Origin of the sequence: Burkholderia sp. AU33545, assembly GCF_020419685.1 — a bacterium.
Classification (GTDB): Bacteria; Pseudomonadota; Gammaproteobacteria; order Burkholderiales; family Burkholderiaceae; genus Burkholderia; species Burkholderia diffusa.
Window position 1 is genome coordinate 475205 of the sequence record NZ_JAIZRQ010000002.1, and the last position, 19347, is coordinate 494551.

The 19347-nt window shown below is 68.1% G+C and carries 19 protein-coding genes; 5 read left to right on the forward strand and 14 right to left on the reverse strand.

Going from position 1 to position 19347, the window contains the following annotated elements:
• Positions 1 to 3: 3 nt before the first annotated feature.
• Positions 4 to 708, reverse strand: a complete 705-nt coding sequence (locus LGM71_RS07990; RefSeq protein WP_124905713.1) for an SDR family oxidoreductase — start codon at positions 706 to 708, stop codon at positions 4 to 6.
• Positions 709 to 829: 121 nt separating this feature from the next.
• Between LGM71_RS07990 and gcvA the strand changes: the two genes are divergently transcribed.
• From gcvA to LGM71_RS08005, 3 genes are all read left to right on the forward strand, one after another.
• The gene (gcvA, locus tag LGM71_RS07995) at positions 830 to 1729 is read left to right on the forward strand and encodes a transcriptional regulator GcvA (RefSeq protein WP_226114564.1); all 900 of its coding nucleotides are present in this window, start codon (positions 830 to 832) and stop codon (positions 1727 to 1729) included.
• Between the two features lie 145 nt (positions 1730 to 1874).
• Positions 1875 to 2183 carry an ArsR/SmtB family transcription factor gene (locus LGM71_RS08000; protein ID WP_059449595.1) on the forward strand — a complete coding sequence of 103 codons (309 nt, stop codon included), beginning with the start codon at positions 1875 to 1877 and terminating at the stop codon, positions 2181 to 2183.
• A gap of 71 nt (positions 2184 to 2254) precedes the next feature.
• Complete coding sequence (locus LGM71_RS08005; RefSeq protein ID WP_174906379.1) at positions 2255 to 3316, forward strand: alkene reductase; 1062 nt, start codon at positions 2255 to 2257, stop codon at positions 3314 to 3316.
• A gap of 15 nt (positions 3317 to 3331) precedes the next feature.
• Here LGM71_RS08005 and LGM71_RS08010 read toward each other — a convergent pair whose 3' ends face one another.
• Positions 3332 to 3859, reverse strand: a complete 528-nt coding sequence (locus LGM71_RS08010; protein WP_124905709.1) for a GNAT family N-acetyltransferase — start codon at positions 3857 to 3859, stop codon at positions 3332 to 3334.
• Positions 3860 to 3942: 83 nt separating this feature from the next.
• Here LGM71_RS08010 and LGM71_RS08015 point away from each other — a divergent pair, with 83 nt between their 5' ends.
• Positions 3943 to 4554 carry a LysE family translocator gene (locus tag LGM71_RS08015; protein ID WP_059686100.1) on the forward strand — a complete coding sequence of 204 codons (612 nt, stop codon included), beginning with the start codon at positions 3943 to 3945 and terminating at the stop codon, positions 4552 to 4554.
• A gap of 90 nt (positions 4555 to 4644) precedes the next feature.
• On the opposite strand, the gene LGM71_RS08020 is transcribed toward LGM71_RS08015, so the two are convergent.
• Both LGM71_RS08020 and LGM71_RS08025 read right to left on the reverse strand, forming a co-directional pair.
• Entirely contained in the window at positions 4645 to 5073 is a 429-nt protein-coding gene (locus LGM71_RS08020; protein ID WP_124628250.1) for a hypothetical protein, read from the reverse strand.
• Positions 5074 to 5463: 390 nt separating this feature from the next.
• Positions 5464 to 6384, reverse strand: a complete 921-nt coding sequence (locus LGM71_RS08025; protein ID WP_226114565.1) for a phosphatidylinositol-specific phospholipase C — start codon at positions 6382 to 6384, stop codon at positions 5464 to 5466.
• Positions 6385 to 6390: 6 nt separating this feature from the next.
• Between LGM71_RS08025 and LGM71_RS08030 the strand changes: the two genes are divergently transcribed.
• The gene (locus LGM71_RS08030) at positions 6391 to 7413 is read left to right on the forward strand and encodes a LacI family DNA-binding transcriptional regulator (protein ID WP_226114566.1); all 1023 of its coding nucleotides are present in this window, start codon (positions 6391 to 6393) and stop codon (positions 7411 to 7413) included.
• A 9-nt stretch (positions 7414 to 7422) separates the two neighbouring features.
• Here LGM71_RS08030 and LGM71_RS08035 read toward each other — a convergent pair whose 3' ends face one another.
• The 10 genes from LGM71_RS08035 to LGM71_RS08080 all read right to left on the reverse strand — a co-directional run bounded on the left by LGM71_RS08035 (position 7423) and on the right by LGM71_RS08080 (position 19230).
• On the reverse strand, positions 7423 to 8283 hold the full coding sequence (locus tag LGM71_RS08035) for a carbohydrate ABC transporter permease (RefSeq protein WP_226114567.1): 861 nt from the start codon (positions 8281 to 8283) through the stop codon (positions 7423 to 7425).
• Positions 8280 to 9149, reverse strand: coding sequence for a carbohydrate ABC transporter permease (locus LGM71_RS08040; RefSeq protein ID WP_226114568.1), 870 nt, complete (start codon positions 9147 to 9149; stop codon positions 8280 to 8282). The genes LGM71_RS08035 and LGM71_RS08040 overlap by 4 nt, the downstream gene beginning before the upstream one ends.
• A gap of 34 nt (positions 9150 to 9183) precedes the next feature.
• Complete coding sequence (locus LGM71_RS08045) at positions 9184 to 10422, reverse strand: ABC transporter substrate-binding protein (RefSeq protein ID WP_124905705.1); 1239 nt, start codon at positions 10420 to 10422, stop codon at positions 9184 to 9186.
• A 188-nt stretch (positions 10423 to 10610) separates the two neighbouring features.
• Positions 10611 to 11819: a porin gene (locus LGM71_RS08050; protein WP_226114569.1), complete on the reverse strand. Its 1209-nt coding sequence runs from the start codon at positions 11817 to 11819 to the stop codon at positions 10611 to 10613.
• A gap of 171 nt (positions 11820 to 11990) precedes the next feature.
• Positions 11991 to 12929 (reverse strand): helix-turn-helix domain-containing protein, encoded by a 939-nt coding sequence (locus LGM71_RS08055; RefSeq protein WP_059599234.1) that lies wholly within the window; start codon positions 12927 to 12929, stop codon positions 11991 to 11993.
• A gap of 60 nt (positions 12930 to 12989) precedes the next feature.
• The gene (locus tag LGM71_RS08060; protein ID WP_226114570.1) at positions 12990 to 13580 is read right to left on the reverse strand and encodes a DUF3156 family protein; all 591 of its coding nucleotides are present in this window, start codon (positions 13578 to 13580) and stop codon (positions 12990 to 12992) included.
• Positions 13577 to 15079 carry an APC family permease gene (locus LGM71_RS08065; RefSeq protein ID WP_059599171.1) on the reverse strand — a complete coding sequence of 501 codons (1503 nt, stop codon included), beginning with the start codon at positions 15077 to 15079 and terminating at the stop codon, positions 13577 to 13579. The genes LGM71_RS08060 and LGM71_RS08065 overlap by 4 nt, the downstream gene beginning before the upstream one ends.
• Before the next feature lie 253 nt (positions 15080 to 15332).
• Positions 15333 to 16673 carry an aspartate aminotransferase family protein gene (locus tag LGM71_RS08070; RefSeq protein ID WP_059599170.1) on the reverse strand — a complete coding sequence of 447 codons (1341 nt, stop codon included), beginning with the start codon at positions 16671 to 16673 and terminating at the stop codon, positions 15333 to 15335.
• Positions 16674 to 16768: 95 nt separating this feature from the next.
• A complete protein-coding gene (locus tag LGM71_RS08075) occupies positions 16769 to 18271 on the reverse strand; it encodes an aldehyde dehydrogenase family protein (RefSeq protein WP_226114571.1) in 1503 nt (500 codons plus the stop codon).
• 218 nt (positions 18272 to 18489) lie between these two features.
• Positions 18490 to 19230, reverse strand: coding sequence for a helix-turn-helix transcriptional regulator (locus LGM71_RS08080; RefSeq protein ID WP_226114572.1), 741 nt, complete (start codon positions 19228 to 19230; stop codon positions 18490 to 18492).
• Between the last annotated feature and the right edge of the window lie 117 nt (positions 19231 to 19347).

Consider the following 19347-nt stretch of genomic DNA (forward strand, 5'->3'; position numbering starts at 1 on the left):
CGCTTACAGCGCGCGCACGATCCCGCCGTCGACGCGAATGTTCTGCCCGGTGATGTAGCCGGCGCCTTCCGACAGCAGGAACGTCACGGTCTGCGCGATCTCCTGCGTCCTGCCGAAGCGGCCGGCCGGAATGCGGGCGACGATCTCGGGCGTCGCCGGCCAGCTGTCGATGAAGCCGGGCAGCACCGAATTGATGCGGATGTTGTCCTTCGCATACCGATCGGCGTACAGGCGCGTGACGGAACTCAGCGCCGCGCGCAGCGCGGACGACACCGGCATCGCCTGCTCGGGCGCGTCGGCCGCGAAGCTCGAAATGTTGACCACTGCGCCGCCGCCCTGCTTCAGGAACACGGGCGTCACCCGGCGCAGCACGCGAACGACGTTGAGCACGATCAGGTCGAGCCCTTCGTGCCACTTGTCGTCCTCGATGGCGAGCAGGTCGCCCTTCGGCGGATGCCCGGTGTTGTTGACGACCGCGTCGATGCGGCCGTACTTCGCGAGCGTCCCGTTCACGAAACGCTCGATGTCGGCGTCGTCGGTGACGGATCCCGCCATACCCAAACCGCCGAGTTCCGCGGCAAGCTCGACCGCGCTGCCGGACGGCGACATCAGCGAGACGCGATAACCGTTGCTCGCAAGATCCCGCGCGATCGCGGCGCCCATGCCCTTGCCCGCCGCCGTCACCAATGCCACTTTCTCTACAGTCATGCTGTTCTCCCGAATAGGTCGGCTCAACGCCGCGATCGTCGTGCTGAAGCGCCACTCTAGGACTCTATAATCGCCTTGTCGAACGATGATTTCTCCACACACACTGTAGATTTTCTACTGCATGAAGGCTCTGTCGCGTACCCGTCGCCTCCCGCCGCTCAATGCGCTTCGCGCGTTCGAGGCCGCCGCGCGCCACCTCAATTTCCGGCTGGCCGCCGACGAACTCGGCGTGACCCAGGGCGCGGTGGCGCAGCAGGTCAGGCATCTGGAGGACGTCGTGGAGATTCAGCTGTTCCGGCGGCTGCCCAGGGGGCTGGCGCTGACGCGCGAAGGGCTCGAGTACTTTTCGTCGGTCCAGCGCGCGCTGCAGATAATCGCCGATGCCACGGACGCACTGGGCCAGCGTCCCATGGTCCTGACGGTCAGCACGACGCCGTCGTTCGCGTCGAAGTGGCTGATCCCGCGCCTGTCGGACTTCGGTCGCCTGCACCCCGACATCGAGGTTCGCGTCATCGCCGACGAGCGCCTTGCGTCGTTCCGGGCCGACGGCGTCGACATCGCGATCCGGCTCGGCAAGCCCGCGTTCCCCGCCGGCCTGGTCGCGGAATTGCTGTTTCCGCTCGACATCTTCGCCGTCGCCAGCCCGAAACTGCTCGAAAGCGGCCCGCCGATCCGCACACCCGCAGACTTGTCGAAGCATGCGCTGTTGCACGACGCGCACGACCTGTGGCCGGAGTTCATCGAGAAGCTCGGCGGAAAGGGGCAGACCGATCCCACGAAAGGGCCGCGGTTCAGCCAGTCGCTGCTCGCCATCGACGCCGCCGTCGCGGGTCAAGGCATCGCGCTGACCAGCGAGCCGCTCGTCGAACGCGATATCGCGGAAGGCCGGCTGCGCCGCGTGTTCGATTTTTCGTTTCCGATGTCGCTCGGGTTTTACGTCGTCTTTCCGCAGGCCAATGCCCATTCGGAAGCGCTCGAGGCCATGCGCCGTTGGCTGTTCGCGCAGTACGGGGGCGCGTGATTCGCTGATGCTCCGACCGACGAACAACCCCACTTGCATCAGTGCCTTCATGCGTATCGTAATTTTCCGATATATGATTCGCCCATCGACGATCCCTATTTGCACCGGTTTTCCGGACGAACGCCCCAAACACCATCACCCTTCCATGCCGACCGAACTCGACATCGACGCGATCCTGAAAGCGCTTTCGAACCCCGTGCGCCGGGAAATCCTCGTCTGGCTGAAAACGCCGGGCGCGCATTTCCCGGAGCAGACGCTGCCGTACGACCACGGCGTCTGTGCCGGGCAGATCGACGCGCGCTGCGGGCTGTCGCAGTCGACCGTCTCCGCGCACCTCGCGACGCTGCAGCGCGCGGGGCTCGTGACGTCGACGCGGATCGGCCAGTGGGCGTTCTTCCGGCGCAACGAGGCCGTCATCGATGCATTTCTCGACGCCCTGCGCCGTGAACTCTGACCCAGGCCATGCGGGCCGCACGCCGCGCACGACGCGGCGGTAATCCCGCCTTTCTGAAAAGGTTATCTGCCATGCCCACTCTGTTCGATCCCGTTACCCTCGGCGACCTGACCCTGCCGAACCGCGTCGTGATGGCGCCGCTCACCCGTGCCCGCGCAGGCAGCGCGCGCGTGCCCAACGACCTGATGGCCCGCTATTACGCCGAGCGCGCGTCGGCCGGCCTCATCATCAGCGAAGCAACCTCGGTCACGCCGCAGGGCGTCGGCTACGCGGACACGCCGGGCATCTGGTCCGACGAGCAGGTGGAAGGCTGGAAGCGCGTGACGCAGGCCGTGCACGCGGCCGGCGGCCGCATCGTGCTGCAGCTCTGGCACGTCGGCCGGATTTCGGACCCGGTGTTCTTGAACGGCGACCTGCCGGTCGCGCCGAGCGCGATCGCCGCCGGCGGTCACGTGAGCCTCGTGCGGCCGCCGCGACCGTTCGTGACGCCGCGCGCGCTCGAACTGGATGAAATTCCGGGCATCGTCGCCGCGTACCGCAAGGGCGCCGAAAACGCGAAGAAGGCCGGCTTCGACGGCGTCGAGATCCACGGCGCGAACGGCTACCTGCTCGACCAGTTCCTGCAGGACAGCACCAACCACCGCACCGATGCGTACGGCGGCCCGATCGAGAACCGCGCGCGCCTGCTGCTCGAAGTGGTCGACGCGGCGATCGACGTGTGGGGTGCGGGCCGTGTCGGCGTGCATCTCGCGCCGCGCGGCGACGCGCATACGATGGGCGATTCCGACCCGGCCGCGACGTTCGGTTACGTCGCGCGCGAACTCGGCCGCCGCAAGATCGCGTTCATCTTCACGCGTGAATCGTATTCGGGCGACCAACTGAGCCCGCGTCTGAAGGAGGCGTTCGGCGGCCCGCTGATCGCAAACGAGCAATTCACGCTCGAATCGGCGCAGGAGACGCTCGCGAGCGGTCACGCCGACGCGATCGCGTGGGGCAAGCTGTTCATCGCGAACCCGGACCTGCCGCGCCGCCTCGAACTCGGCGCACCGCTGAACAAGCCGGTGCCGGAGACGTTCTACGCCGAAGGCGAAACGGGCTACACGGACTACCCGGCGCTCAGCGACGCGGCCTGACGGTCGGCGACGCGTTCATGCGCGCACGTGAGCGCGCATGAACACGCGCTGCGTCTCGTCGAGCCCGCGTGCCACGTGATGCGCGCGAATCGCGCGCAGCGTGTCGTCGAGCGATGCGTCGTCGATGACGTCGAAGCCCAGGCGCGCGTAGTACGGCGCGTTCCATGGCGCGTCGCGGAACGTCGACAGCACGACCTGTGCGATGCCGTCCTGCGCGGCGCGCGTCATGATCCGTTCGATCAGGCGCGCGCCGATCCGCTGCCCCGCGTGCGACGGCGCGACATCCAGCTCCTCCAGATAAAGCCGCCGCGCATCGAGCAGCCGGTAGAACGCAAAGCCCACGCACGTCCCCGCTTCGTCCGTCGCGACATACGCGCGACCGTCGTCGATGCGCATCCGCACGTCGGCCGCATCGGTCGGCTCGCCTTCGGCGATGTCGGGCATGCCGATGTCGCGAAAGCGCTGGGCGGCGGCCACTTCCACGGCGGCCATCGCGGCCGCGTCTTCCCGCGTGGCGGGACGAATCCGGATCGATACTGTCATCACGACGAGGTAGGCAGGCGGGAACGGCCGTCACTATAATCGAAAGTTCATACGTTTCGAACGCCCTGCCCACGAGGTCCGTCATGACGCTGTCCGCGCTCGCCGTGTTCGCCATCGCCCTGCTCGTCACCGCCGGCACGCCCGGCCCGAGCGTCGCCGCGCTCGTCGCGCGCGTGCTGACGAACGGTGTGCGAGACGTGCTGCCGTTCCTCGCCGCGATGTGGATCGGCGAGGCGCTGTGGCTCACGCTGGCGGTTGCCGGGCTGTCCGCGTTTGCGCGCACGTTCGCGACGGGCCTGCTCGTGCTGAAGCTGCTCGGTGTCGCGTACCTGCTGTTTCTCGCATGGAAGATGTGGACCGCGCCGACCGACACGAAGGCCGGCGACCTGCCGCGCGGCCAGTCGCCGTGGCGCATGTTCGTCGCGGGCACGCTGGTCACGCTCGGTAACCCGAAGATCATGCTCTTCTATCTCGCGCTGTTGCCGACGATCGTCGACCTGACGCATGTCGGTGTCCTCGCGTGGACGGAACTCGTCGGCACGATGCTCGCGGTCCTGATCCTGGCCGACTGCTTCTGGTCGCTGCTCGCTTCGCGTGCGCGTGCGTTCCTCACGTCGGCACGCGCGAAGCGGATCGCGAACCGCACGAGCGCGACGGCAATGGCCGGTGCGGCGGTGGCGATCGCGACGCGCTGAACGGCACGGCCGCACGCGTATCCGCACGACGCCACGTCGTTGCGAAACGGGGCGGACCGCCGCGTCCGCCCGTCAGCGCACAACAGCGCGTTACGGTGTCCCGGCGCTGCAGCAATACGCGAGCAGGAACGTCGCGGTGCCCGGGTCGCCCTGCACGATCGCGCGCATGTCGCCGTTCAGCTTCGCCATCGCTGCCGTCACGTAATCCGGCGCGGGCAGCTTCGCCGTATTGAAGTCGTGTACCGCAACCGCGACCGGCTTGTTGTCCTTCGTCTTCGGCGAAGCCAGCGCCCGGTCTTCCGCGGCGAATCGCTGATCGCGCGTGGCGACTGCACCGACCTGCCCCGCGCAATAGCCGTGCGTTCCCGACATGATGTGAATCGTGTGACCGTCACCGCTCAATCCGGACGCGATGGTATTCAATGCCGCTGCGACGTCCCTGACGTTGCACGGGCCGTGAAAGCCCCAGATCTGCACCGCGTTCGGGGTGCCCTTCATGATGTTGACGAGCGTTGCCATGACCTCTCTCCTTGCAGTCCTGCGTCGTGGACAGTTCGCGGCGAAGCAGGCTCTGCCTTCCACGACGACGTTCATGGGCCGGCGCGATGCCGGGCACACAGTGCCCGTTGCCTCCCGCCGAGTTGAGAAACATCCGGATATCCGCGACGGACTCGATCGAACCGCGCCCGCCACGAACGGTTCAACCTTATCCATCGGCCTCGGTTCGCAACATGGACCGCTCGTCACACATTCGGCTACGTGCCGATCTTCACGGGAAGCGGGCGTCCCGCCACACGCCGCGCAAAAGCAGGCGCAGGCATGCAGCGGGCCGCAGGCCATGCGTCGGCACCGACGCGCAAGATTTCGGTTGCCCAACCTTCCACCAAACGCCCGCCCTGCCAGTCTTCACTAGCACCCCGCCAGCCTGCGCCCATCACCCGGCCCGGGCACGTGATCGTTGCATTCAACCAGCGCCCGCACCAACGCCCAGTCATCGTCGTCGCAGAAATCGAGCAGCATCGCGCCACACGAACCCCGTTGCTCGCGCAACCGCGCCGCGAGCCGCGCCTGAATCCCCTGCACCCTGCCGTCGCCGCGCGCGACCACCGACGGATTCGCGCCCATCCCCGTACCGCTGCAGAAATTGATCGCCCAGCGGCCACTTTCCGGCGATGGCATGCCGGTCAGCAGCGCATCGATCACGCGCCACTTGTAGTTGATCGACCCGGCAACGGGCACGCGGTATTCGTCCTGGATCACGAACGCCGCATCGGGATGATCGATCGTGAAGGTCGCGTTGTCGGGCCACGCGGTCAGGTCGATGCCCAGCGGCCGGCTGCTGCGGAACCGCCGCAACAACACCACCGCGCCGCGCACGTCGCCGAGCGCCGGCAGCGCGCCGCCCGCATGCCAGCGCAACCGCGGGTGCCGCGCACGATGCGCGTCGAACGTCGCATCGAAACTGCGCGTGCACGCCTGCGCAGGCCATTCGTCCTTCACCGACATCACGATGCATTCGCGCGGATGCGCGTCGAGAAAGCGCGTACAGTCCGCGAGCACGTCGTCGAACGACATGCCGAGCGCGATCCCGCCGTGATGGATGTCGAACGCATCGCACCGGTGCCGGCAGCGGATGTCGAGCAGCCGCACGCCGTGCGCGAGCTGCGCGGCGAGCGGTGCGCGCTGCGTGCGCACGAGCGGATCGTCGACCGTATACGCACAGGTGTCATGGCTGCCCGGTAGGGTCAGCGTATGCAGCGGCCGCGCGTCGTCGAGCGCCGACATCCAGTCGGCCAGCGGCGTGGAAGCTTCGTATCGCGAAGGGATCATGAATCGATGACTGACAAGGAAAGAAAAACGTGGGTGACTGCATCGGATGTCGCCGTGCGGGCCGGCGTGTCGCGCTCGGCGGTGTCGCGTGCGTTCTCGCCGACGGCGAGCATCGCACCCGAAACGCGCGAACGCGTGATGGTGGCCGCGCGTGCGCTCGGCTACCAGGTCAACCTGATCGCGCGCGACATGATCACGCAGCGCAGCAGCATGATCGGCGTCGTGACGGCCGGGTTCGAGAATCCGTTCCGCGCGCGGCTTCTGTCGGACCTGATGGCCGCGCTCGGTCAGCGCGCGTTCACGCCGCTCGTCACCAACGCGGATGATCCGCACCAGGTCCGGCAATCGCTCGAACGGCTGCTCAGCTACCGGATCGCGGGCCTCGTGATGACGTCCGCGTCGCCGCCGCTGTCGGTCGCGCGGCAGTATCTCGATCACCGGATTCCCGTCGTGATGATCAATCGCGAAGCGAACCTGCCGGGTGCGGATGTCGTCATCAGCGACAACGCGGCGGGCGCCGCCCATGCCGCGCAACGGCTCGTGCGGGCCGGCGCGCGCCGGCTCGCGTTCGTCGGGCCGCGCACTGCGAGCTACAGCGCACGCGCACGTGCGGATGCGTTCGCGCTGGCGCTGCAACGCGGCGACGCGTTCGATGCGGTACTCGTCCACATGATCGATACGCGCTCCGATACACATGCATGCGGCATCGACGCCGCGCGGCAACTGTTCGCATCCGGCGACCGCCCGGACGGCGTGTTCTGCTCGTCCGACCTGCTCGCGCTCGGCGTGATCGACGCCGCCCGCGGCGCATTCGGCTTGCGCGTGCCCGACGACCTGCGCGTGATCGGCTTCGACGACATCCCCGCCGCCGAATACGACGCGTATCGGCTCACGACACTGCGCCAGGACACGCAAGGTCTCGCGCACGCGGCAGTCGACCTGCTCGCCGACCGGATCCAGACGTTCGACGGCGCATCGCGCACGCGCGTCGTGCCGGTTACGCACGTGGTCCGGCACAGCTGCGTGTAACGCGTCGCGTCACTTCAGTCCGCCCGCGAAGCCGCGCAGCAGGTAGCGTTGCACGTAGCCGGCCACGGCGAGCGTCGGCAGCGACGCCAGCAACCCCGCGCTCATCAGGTCGCCCCAGTCGATGCCGTTCTCCGTTACGTAGCCGGCGATTGCGAGCGGCAGCGTGAAGCGGCTCGGCGTCGACACGAACAGCAGCGCGATCAGGAACTCGTTCCAGGCGGCGATGAACACGAAGATCGCGGTCGCGATCAACCCCGGCGCGCACAGCGGTAGCACGATCTGCACGAGCCGCCGCGCGAGCCCCGCACCGTCGATGCACGCGGCCTCCTCGTATTCGACCGGCACGTCGCGCACGAACGCGAGCAGCATCCAGATCGCCATCGGCAGCGCGTAGATCTGGTAAGCGAGCATCAGCCCGAGTGTCGAATCGAGCAGATGCAGCCGCTTCGCGAGTGCGAACAGCGGCACCGCGATCGTGATCGGCGGCATCAGCTTCAATGCCAGCACGAGCATCAGGAACAGCAAGTCGAGCCGGGCCGGAAACCGCAGCCGCACGAGCGCATACGCGGCAGGAAGCGCGAGCGTCAGCGCGAGCAGCGTCGTGCCGAACCCGACCAGCAGCGAATTGGCGAGCGGCGCGCCGATGCCGTTCGACCAGACCGACGCAAAATGCTCGAGCGTCGGCGCGGCAGGCAAGATCCGCAGAGGATGATCGAGGCGCTCGAGCGTCGGCATGAACGCCGCGCCGGCCATCCACAGGCACGGCAGCAGCAGCAGCGCGAGCGCGGCGGCGCGCAGCATCCACGGCACCGCGCGACCGAATGCGGCACGCGTTCGCGCGTGCGCGATGCCCGCGGGTCGCGCCGTCATGCGCGCCGATTGCGAACCGTCTGCCATACGTACCCCGAAACAAGCAGCGCGGACGCCGCGAGCATCAGCACCGACGCGGCACTCGCCGGCCCGACGTTGAAGAAGCGGAATCCCGTGTCGTAGATGTAGGTCGACAGCGTCTGCGTCGCGTTGCCGGGGCCGCCCCCCGTGAGCGCATAGACCTTGTCGAACAGCTTGAACGTGTCGATCGAGCGCAGCAGCAGCGCGAGGCCGATCTGCGGCGCCGCGAGCGGCAGCGTGATGTCGCGCAGGCACTGCCACTCGCTCGCGCCGTCGGTGCGCGCGGCTTCGTACAGCTCCTGCGGGATCGATTGCAGCCCGGCCAGCACGATCAGGAACGCCATCGGCGTCCACTGCCACACGTCGACGAGCGCGAGTGACCACAGCGCGAGATGCGGATCGGACAGCCAGCGCACGCCTTCCATGCCGAACGCGGCGAGCAGCGCGTTGAGGAAGCCGTCGAAATTGAGCCAGTTGCGCCAGATCGCCGAGCACACGAGCGTGGGCAGCATCATCGGCAGGATCGCGAGCGGCAGCGCAATGCGCCGCCCCGGAAACGCGCGCACGAACAGCAGCGCGAGACCGAAGCCGAGCGCGACTTCGACGAGCGATGCCGCGATCGTGAAGCGCAGCGTGTTGCCGAAGCCGGCCGCGAACGCGTCGTCGCCGAGCACCGCGCGATAGTTCGCGAGCCCAGCGAATGCGCGGCGGCCCGCCGTGTAGTCGACCTGGCAGAACGAGTCGATCAGCACCTGCGCGACCGGGTACAGCGCGAGCGCGGCCAGCACCAGGAGCGCGGGTCCGAGCAGCGCGACGAACGGCAGGCTGCGGCCGAGGGCTTTCATGCGCGGTTTCCGGATGAAGCGTGGCGGCAAGCCGTCACTTGCCCGCCGCGGCCATCGCCTGCGCGATCTTCTGCTGCGCCTGGCGCAGTGCTGCGTCGGGCGCGGCCTGCCCGGTCAGCGCGAGCTGCAGCTGGTCGCCGAGAATGCTCTCGACCTGCTGCCAGTCCTTCACGCGCGGCCGCGCACGGCCGGCCTCGAGCGCCTTCAGCTGATCGGGATACCAGCGGTACTGGCGCACCAGCGCCGGATCGGCGAACACGCTGCGGCGCGTCGGCGGAATGCCGATCCCGGCGAGGCGCGTTTGCGTGTCGCGCGAACTCAGGTAGGCCAGGAAGTCCTGCGCGAGCTTCGCGTGCGGCGCGTCCTTCGGAATACCCATCTGCCAGATGCCGAGCATCGGCGCCGGGCCGGCCGTCTGCCCGGGCGGCGGCTGCAACGCGATCTGCCCGACCACGCGCGACTGCTTCGGATCGTCGAGCGCCGGAATCCACGCCGGCCACACCTCGATCGACTGCGCGGCCGTGCCGCGCTGCAACGCATCGCGCACTTCGGCGGCGCCATACACGTCGACGTCCTTCGGCGCGGAGGCCTTCAGCGCGAGGAACGTCTTCAGCGCGGCCTGCGACTCTCGCGAATCGATCGTCACGTTGCCGGCACGGTCGAACACGTCGCCGCCATAGGCCCACAGGATCGGCAGAAAGCCCGTCACGACGGGGTTTCCCTTGGTGCCGCGGAACACGACGCCCGACACGCTCTTGTCCGCGCCACCGACGGTCTGCGCGATCTTCAGCACGTCGTCCCAGTTGCGCGGCGGCTGCAGCTTGTATTTCGCGAGCAGGTCCTTCCGGTACGCGAACATCTCGACGTTGCCGACGATCGGCAGCGCGTACAGCGCGCCCGCCGAGTTGCGGCCCAGCGCGACCGCCGACGGCACGAGATCGGCGTCCGCGAGCGATGCCGGCAGCGGCTTCAGCCAGCCGTTGCCGATGAATTCGGGCGCCCACGTGTCGTCCATCATCACGAGGTCGTACGTGCCGGTTCCTTCGCGCATCGACAGCTTCAGCTTCTGGTACAGGTTCGCGTTCGGCAGCTTGAGCAGCTCGATGTCGGTGCCCGGATGCAGCTTGGTGAAGCCGGCGACGGCGTCGGCGAGCCCCTTGCCATAGATGTCGTCGCGGCCCGCGATGACGAGATCCGCCGCGAAGGCGTGCGAGGCGGCAAGGGACAGCGCAACGGCGGCGGACAGCGCGCGCAGGCGGCTCAGCAGGGTCATGTGGTCTCTCTCGATCGGCGTGGTGGCGGGTCGGCCTCGCGTTGCACACGTGTGCAACACGGGCGACGCTTCGGGCGTCCTGAAGCGAACGCCATTGTTCACGTCGATCGTTAAGAATTTGTGGCACGCGGCGGAACCGGCCGGCCATCGCAGCCGGCCGCCCCGACCGCCTCGCCACGTGCGCGCCGTCAGAAGTTCACGCGAATCCCGGCCATCACCGCCAGCTGCCGGCTCGAATTGCTGTTCGCAAGCACCGGAATCTGCGCGTAGTTCACCGCATTGCCGTTCGCGTCGGTGCCGAGCCCCGTGCCGCTCGAGATCTGGCCGATCGCGACCGCATACAGCGCGGTGCGCTTCGACAGGCTGTAGTTCGTACCGACGTTGACCTGATGGAAGCGCGTCGTGCCGCGCCCGTCCGTGTGCGCGGCATTGAAGATGTATGCGACGCCGCCCTGCAGCGCGGGCGTGAACATGTACGTGACGTTCAGCTCGCCGATGTCGAACGTGAACGCCTGCTTGCGCGGCTGCGCGTCGGTCGAGAAATAGCGGCTGTCGCCGAGGCGCGTGTGCGTATAGGTCAGTGCGACCGTCGCCGCGCCGAGCGTCACCGAGCCGCCCGCGCCGAACGCACGCATCGAGCCGGCGTCCTGGAGCAGGCAGTACATCGCGCCCGGATTGCTGCACGCGAAGTCGCCGATATAGCCGCTCGCGCCGCCGAGCGCGGCGTCGAGCGGCTGGTGCAGGTCGAGATAGCCGATCGAGAACGCGACCGGCGCACGCGTGTAGGTCGCGGCGACCGCATAGCCGCGCTTCGCGGAAAAGTCGCCGGCCTGCCCGCCGAAGCTGAACGTGCCGCCGAACGTCAGGCCGTTGAAGTCGGCGCTGGTGAACTTCACCGCGTTGTTGAAGTTGAACGCGGCGTTCAGGTTGTCGACGTCGCCGAGATGCGAGCCGTACGGCGTCGCCCAGTTGTTGCTCGATACGTATACGCCGAGCATGTCCGTGTACGAATCGTACTGGCGGCCGAGGCCGAGCGTGCCGATCGAATCCTGGCGCAGCCCGACCCACGCTTGCCGGCTGAACGCGGTGCCGCCCTGCAGCGCCTGCCCGTTCGCGGACAGGAATTGCTGCTCGAGCGAAAACACCGCGTCGAGCCCGCCGCCGAGCGGCTCGGCGCCCTGAAATCCGAAGCGGGACGGCACGAGGTTGCCGCCGCCCATCTGCCATGCGTGGCCGCTGCCGGTGCTGCCGTCGGCGCGCGTGAACTGCTGGTTCGTCGAATAGATGATGCCTGTGTCCACGGTGCCGTACAGCGTCACGCTGCCCGATGTTTGCGCGTGTGCGTTCATGCAGCCCAGCGCGGCCGCGGCCGCCGCCAGTCTTCGTCCGATCTTCATGTCCCGCCCCTCTGATGTCATCGATTCGCAGTGCAGATCGATGGTGTTGTCGATATGGGTGACAGGACTCTATCCAGCGAAAATTCGGGACCCCTATCCCAAATCAGCAAATGATGAAGCGCAAGGCCGACACGCGACCGCGCCCGGCAGAACCGGCGCGATGCGCAAGCGTCATTCGGGACGCAGGGTCTGCGACGGCAACTCGCCGAACAGGTCGCGATACTCGCGTGCGAAATAGCCAAGATGCGTGAAGCCCCAGCTCGCGGCGGCCTCGCCGACGCCGAGTTGCTGCGCCGAGGTCGTGCGCAGCAGGCGCCGCACTGCATTCAGCCGGATCGTGCGCAGATAGCCAACGGGCGTGACGTCGGCGACGCGCTGGAAGCTCGTCTGCAGCGTGCGGCGGCTGCAGCGCAGCGCGCGGCACAGTTCGAGCACGGTGACGGGTTCCTCGGGCCGGTCGCGAAGGTGTTTCTCGCAACGGCTGACGATATCGCTGTAGGTCGCGTGCGTGATGTCGCGGCGCTCGGCGCCGATGCCCTGGTCGAGCGCATCGAGGAACATGCCGAGCATCGCGTCGCGGAACATCTTGCGGGTGGCCGCGTATTCGAGGCAGCCGGGGTTGCGCTGCGCGTCGTCGATCAGCGACGACAGCCGCGCGCCGAGCGCGACGCCTTGCGCGTCCGACAGCCGCGTGACGTGTCGCAGCTTGCGCGCGCCGGCCGCGCCGAACTCGGCTTCGCACAGCTCGTCGATCATGTCCGACGCGGCGCTGATCCCGACGAGCCCCATCCCTTCCGGCGTGTGGAATTCGAAATCCTCGCCGGCGCGCAGCGCGAGCAGCGCATAGCCGTCGACCGGCTGGCCCTGGAACGTGCCGGCGAGCGGCATCGACAGCGGCACCGCGAGCGACGTGCGCCCGGCCGGCGCAACGCCGGTTTGCGCGACACGCCGGTTGGTCGTCTCGCGGAAGAAATGGAACTCGTCGTACAGCACCTGCGTGACGGTGCCTCTGAACCGGCCCGGCGTCATCTGGCGGTAGACCTGATGCCAACCCGCGATCGCGAGCCCGTGGTCATGCACGTCTTCGTGTGAGCGTGACTGGAACAGCATCGGCATCTCCGGTGAAACCCTGAATCCGCGTTGCGCCCGCACGGCGCGCAGCGGCATAGCTTACCCCCGCAAAATTCCGCGTAGTGCAGTTTCGAATGCAAGGCAGGCCACCGACAGCGCGGTGGCCTGCTCGCCGGTCAGGCGGACATAGCGCCGAAACGACGGCATCCGGTTCACGATCTCGCTGCCGCCGAACGGCACGACGGCGAGCGTCCAGCGCCCGTCGCGCGCGGCGATTCCGCATTCGGTCAGGTGCAGCGGGCGTAGCGCATCGACAAGTGACGAATCGGCGACGAGCGCGGCCACCGCCCTCACGAATCCGGGGTCGCATCCCGGCGCGGCCGCGGCCGCGATGCCGGTGCGCCGCAGCCAGCCCGTCTGCAGGACGCGCGCATGGCCCTGCGCGGCCGGGCCGTCGGCATTGATCGACACCTGCACGCTGACCGTATGCATCAGGAACTGACGGTCGACGCGTTCCTCGATGCTCACGCGCACGCCGTTCGGCAGCCGGGCCAGCGGTTCGGCAGCGCCGCGGTGCGCATCGCGCACCGCACCGAGGTCCGCCAGCACGCGCGCGGCGATCGCGCCGGGCCGGTAGCCGGACGGCGGCGTGTCGGGCGCCGCGCGCCACCGGGTGAATGCGAGCCTCACGACGCGACGTGCTCGTTGCGCAGCACTTCCTCGACCGGCACCGGTTTGAACGGATGCCGGCGCTGCACGACCACCGTCCAGAACAGCGCGTACAGCGCGGTGAGCCCGAGCATTGCGCCGAACGGCACGTAGATGTCGCGCGCGTTCATGCCGGGTGGCGTGATGTACCAGATCGCGAGCACGATACCGACGCTCGACACGATCTGCGGCAGCGGGAATAGCGGCGAACGATACGGACGCGGCAGATCCGGGCGGCGGATGCGCAGCATCACGACCGACGCGGTGACGAGCAGATACGCGGTGCCCCACGCGCAGGTCGCGGCGAGCACGAGGTGCAGGATACTGTCGAGGTTGCCGTTGATCAGCCACGCATGGAAGATCGGCACGATCGCCGACGCGACGATGCCGACCACCGGCGTCTTGAAGCGCGGATGCAGATACGCGAAGCAGCGCGGCAGCGCGCCGTCGATCGCCATCCCGTACAGGATGCGCGGCAGCCCGGCCATCAGCGTGTTGATCGTCGCGGCGCCCGCGCACAGGAACGCGATGCCGAACCACACGCGGCCGAAGGGCCCCAGCACCTGCAGCGCGAACGCGGGGATCGCGCCCGGCGTGTCGAGCAGGTGCGTGAGGCCGTCCGGGCTCACCGGCACGTTCGCGACCTGGCGGCGGATTGCCGCGCCGTACAGGAACATGCAGATCGCGACGCCGACGAGGCCGAGCGCCATCGCGCGCGGGATCGTGCGGCCCGGCGACTTCATTTCCGGCGCGAGCGGCGTAACGAACTCGCAGCCGACGAACATGAACATCGCCATCCCGACCAGCGACAGCACCGCCGGCACCGACGTGCCGACTTCCGAGCCGCCGAACCAGCCGTCGAGATGCACGGCCGGCGCGGCCGCGAGGCCGAGGATGCCGAAGATCATCAGCGACAGCCACATGCCGGCCGTCAGCACGATCTCGAGCTTGCTGAACACCTTGATGCCGATGATGTTGGTGATCGCGAAGGTGACGACGAGGCCGACGCCGACGAGCCAGGAACTGTTGTGCTTCTCGAACGCGGCGTTCAGCGATTCGAAGTTGACGAGCGCCATGATGCCGCTCAGGATCGTCTCCGCCGTGCCGGCGAACACGTGCACGAGGAAATACGCGGAAATCGTGCCGGTGATCGCCCAGAAGCGGCCGAGCCCGCACGACAGGTAATCGTAAACCGAGCCGGCCGTGGGCAGCATCGCGGCGGCTTCGGAGAAGGTGGTCGCCTGCGCCTGCATCATCACGAACGCGATGATCATCGCGACCGCGAACGCCCAGCCGCCCATTCCGAAGCCCGATGTCGCGGTGAGAATCACCGGGCTCGCCATGATGAGGCCGACGGCGCTCGCCAGCGCGGTCGGAAAACCGACCGCGCCCGCCTTCAGCACCGTGCCGCCGCCTGCTTCAGCCGACTTGCCGGCGGGCGTATCGCCCGCGGCGCCGGTCACTCCAGACCATCCCGACATGTTCGTCTCCTTCCCTTTTTGGGCGGAGCCGGCGCTGCGGCGCCCGCTCCGTTCCGTGCTTCGCGGTCGGCCCGGGGCGGCGCATCAGCACGTCGCCACCGGAGCCCCAGTCGATCCAATCCGGATCCGATGTCGAAAAAATACGCAGGCAAAATAATCCGGTCATAGCGCAAATCGGCAAACCGGCGGTGGAGAACGGGTTATCCCGCCCTCCACCGCCGGTTCGGCGTCACGCGATTCCCGCTTTACGGCCTCACGCGAATGGCACGGCCTCGAAGCCCGCCGCGAGCGCGTCGACGATCCGGTCGAGCTGCTCGCGCTGGATCACGAGCGGCGGCGACAGGATGATCTTCGTGCCGACCGGGCGCACCAGCACGCCATGCTCGCGCGCCACTTCCGCGACGGCGTTCGCGTAGCCCGACAGCGGGTCGATCGGCTCGCGGGTCTGCTTGTTCGCGACGAGGTCGAGCGCGAGCATCAGCCCCTTGCCGCGCACCTCGCCGACCGCCGCGAAGCGTTCGGGGAACGATTGCAGCGCTTCAAGCAGATACGCGCCCTGCTTCGCCGCGTTCGCCGGCAGGTCTTCCTTCACGACGATGTCGAGGCTCGCGATCGCGGCCGCGCAGGCAACCGGGTGGCCGGCGTAGGTGTAGCCGTGCATGATCGCGCCGCCAAAGTCCGCGTTCGCGGCGAACGCATCCTCGATCCGCGCGTTCACGGCCGTCGCGCCGAGCGGCACGTAACCGGACGAGATCCCTTTCGCGAGACACATGATGTCCGGGCGCACGCCCCAGCCGCGACTGCCGAACATGCTGCCGCTGCGGCCGAAGCCCGTCACGACTTCGTCGGCGATCAGCAGCACGCCGTAGCGATCGCACACCTCGCGCACGAGCGGCCAGTAGTTGGCCGGCGGCACGATCACGCCGCCCGCGCCCTGCACCGGCTCGGCGATGAACGCGGCGACCGTGTCGGGGCTCTGGAACTGGATCTCGCGCTCCAGCATTTCCGCGCAGATCCGGCCGAGTTCCTCCGGATCCTGCGTGAACGGATTGCGGTACAGCCACGGTGTCTCGACGTGGAAGCAGCCGGGCAGGTTCGGTTCGTAGTTGCGGCGGAACACCGTGTTGCCGTTCACCGACGCGCCGCCGAAGTGCGTGCCGTGATAGCCCTGCTTCAGCGAGATGAACTTCGTGCGATCGGCCTGGCCGCGCACCTTCCAGTACTGGCGCGCGATCTTCAGCGCGGTCTCGATCGAGTCGGAGCCGCCCGAGCTGTACAGCACGCGGCGCATTCCTTCCGGCTCCAGCATGTCGATCAGCTTCTTCGACAGCTCTTCCGCGCGCGGATGCGAGATGCCGTCGAACAGCTGGAAGTATTCGAGTTCATCGAGCTGGCGCACGATCGCATCCTTCACTTCCTGGCGGTTGTGCCCGACGTTCACGTTCCACAGACCCGCGACGCCATCGACCAACTGCTTGCCGGTTTCGTCGAACACGTAGCAGCCGTCGCCGCGCACGATGCGGATCGGCTTGCGCTGTTTCATTTCGTTCGGGTGCAGCATCGGGTGCCAGAACTTCGCTTCGTTGTAGCTCATTGCAGTCTCCACTTTCGGATCGTTTGAACCGCGATCGCTCGCGTTCGAGGATCGGGGTTCGAGGTTTTCGGGGTGTTCGGAACGGATGCCGCGCGTCAGTGCGCGATGCACACGGATTTGGTTTCGGTGAAGCCTTCGATCGCGTACTGGCCGAACTCGCGGCCGATGCCCGACTGCTTGTAGCCGCCGAACGGCATCGACGGGTCGAGCGGAATGTGACAGTTCACCCACACGGTGCCGGCCTCGATCTGCGGCACGAGATTCATCACGCGCTTCAGATCGTTGCTCCAGATGCTCGCGGCGAGGCCGTACGGCGACGCGTTCGCGAGGCGCACGGCGTCGGCCGCATCGTCGAACGGCACGACGACGATCACCGGGCCGAACACCTCGTCGCGCACGATCGCGCTGTCGGGATGCGGATCGGCGATCACGGCCGGCTTCACGTAGTAGCCGGGCAGGTCGTCGGCCGGCGTGCCGCCCGCGAGGAACGTGAGGCCCGCGCGGCGCGCGCCCTCGATGTGCTGGACGACCTTGTCGCGATGGTGCGCGGAGACGAGCGGGTTGATCTGCGCGGTGGTGTCGAGGCCCGCGCCGAGCTTCATCGACTGCGCGACGCCCGCGAGGCCGTCCGCGAGTTGCGCGAACTTGCTGCGGTGCACGTAGATGCGCGACGCGGCCGCGCACACCTGCCCCTGGTTGAAGAACGCACCGGCGGCGACGCCGTCGAGCGCCTGCGCGACGTCGACGTCGTCGAGCATCACGATCGGATTCTTGCCGCCGAGTTCGAGCGAGAAGCGCGTCATGTTCTGCACGGCCGCCGCGCCAACCAGCTTGCCGGTGGCGGTCGAACCCGTAAACGAGATCTTCGCGATCGACGGGTGGCTCGAGAGTGCGGCGCCGCACGTGCGCCCGCCGGTGACGACGTTGAACACGCCGGGCGGCACGCCGGCGTCGAGGGCGAGTTCGGCGAGGCGCAGCGCGGTGAGCGGCGTTTCCGGCGACGGCTTCAGCACGATCGTGCAGCCGGCCGCGAGTGCCGGGATCAGCTTCCACACGGCGATCATCAGCGGGAAATTCCACGGCACGATCGCGGCGACCACGCCGACCGGCTCCTTGCGCGTATAGGCCGTGTAGCGCGCGCCGGGCGGGAACGGGATCGACACGTCGAGCGTCTGGCCGGTGATCTTGGTCGCCCAGCCGGCCATGTAGCGCACGTATTCGACGCTCGCGCCGACCTCGATCGCGCGCGACACGTGGATCGACTTGCCCTGGTTCAGCGTTTCGAGCTGCGCGAGCGTTTCGGCATCGGCTTCGATCAGGTCGGCGAGCTTCAGCAGGATGCGCTCGCGGTCGGCCGGGCGCAGCCCGCTCCACACGCGGGTGTCGAACGCATGCTTCGCGCTGGCGACCGCGCGGTCGACGTCGTGCGCGTCGGCATCCGCGACCGTCGCGAGCCGCTCGCCCGTCGCCGGGTCGTACACGTCGAGTCGCGCGGCCGCGTGCGCGGGTTGCATGGCGCCGTCGATGAAAAGGCCGAAATCGCGTGCGACGAAGGTGCGCACGGTGTCGCTGACCGCGACGAAGTGTGTGGTGCTCATGGGCGTCTCGATGATTGTCGTGGCTGGGCCGCGTGCGCTCCGGCATGCGGGTGTCGAACCACTGTATCGACGAGGGATCGCGCCCCGTGAGCGCAAATTGGCAAGCGCGCGGGGGATCGAAACGCGGGTGAGCCGGGAACGGGGAATGGCGGCGTGCGAGCGCCGCGCTATCGTCAGATGAATGGCGCGGGATGCATGCTGGTGCGGATGCGGAAAAACTACAGGAACAACGTGCCGACCAGCTCGGTGCGGTTCGACACGCCGAGCTTGCGGTACATCCGCATCAGATGCGTCTTGACGGTCGGCTGGCCGAGCGCGAGATCGCGCGCGATCTCCTTGTTCGAGCGGCCGTCGCGTACGAGGCGGGCGATCTGCTCCTCGCGGTAGGTCAGCCGCGCCTCGCAATCGATCCGGTGAATCCCGCGCCGTGCGCGCAGCAGCGGGCTCAGCGCGGCTTCGGCAACAGGCTGCAGCCGTGCCAGCGCATTGATCTCGCCCGGCGCGAACCGGCCCGCCGTGCCGTTGCCGACGCCACCGCCCGCTTCGCCCTTCCCGAAGCGCAGCAGCGAAAACGCGCCGATCGTCCGGCCCGCGTCGTCGCGCAGCCAGATCTCGACGACGTCGGCAACATCGTGGCGCCGCAGGAAACGGGTCCAGTATGCGGACGCATCGCGTCTTTCCTCAGGCAATTGGGAAGCGAGCGTCACGACCGCGTGAGCGCCTGCCGCGCAGCGCGACGGGTGCAGCGGATCGAGCATCCGGTAGCGCGCGATGTAGGTGCGATGCATCGACTCGGGCATGCCGAACAGCTCGAAATCGGCCGGCTCTCCGCTCAGGTCGAGCCGGTAGAACACGATCGCGGACGGGCTCGCAAACGCGTCGAACGCATCGACGCACGCGCGCAGCGCGCGCTGCCAGTCGGCGGCTTCGTGATCGGCGGGAACGGATGAGGTCGGCATGATGGGAGCGGCCGGCGGCCGCACGCGTCGAAGTTCGGGCCAGCCTACCGGCGCCGAAAATGGGCCGGTGAGCACAAATCGGCAATTCGTCTGCTGGTGCTGGATGGCGGAGGCGCC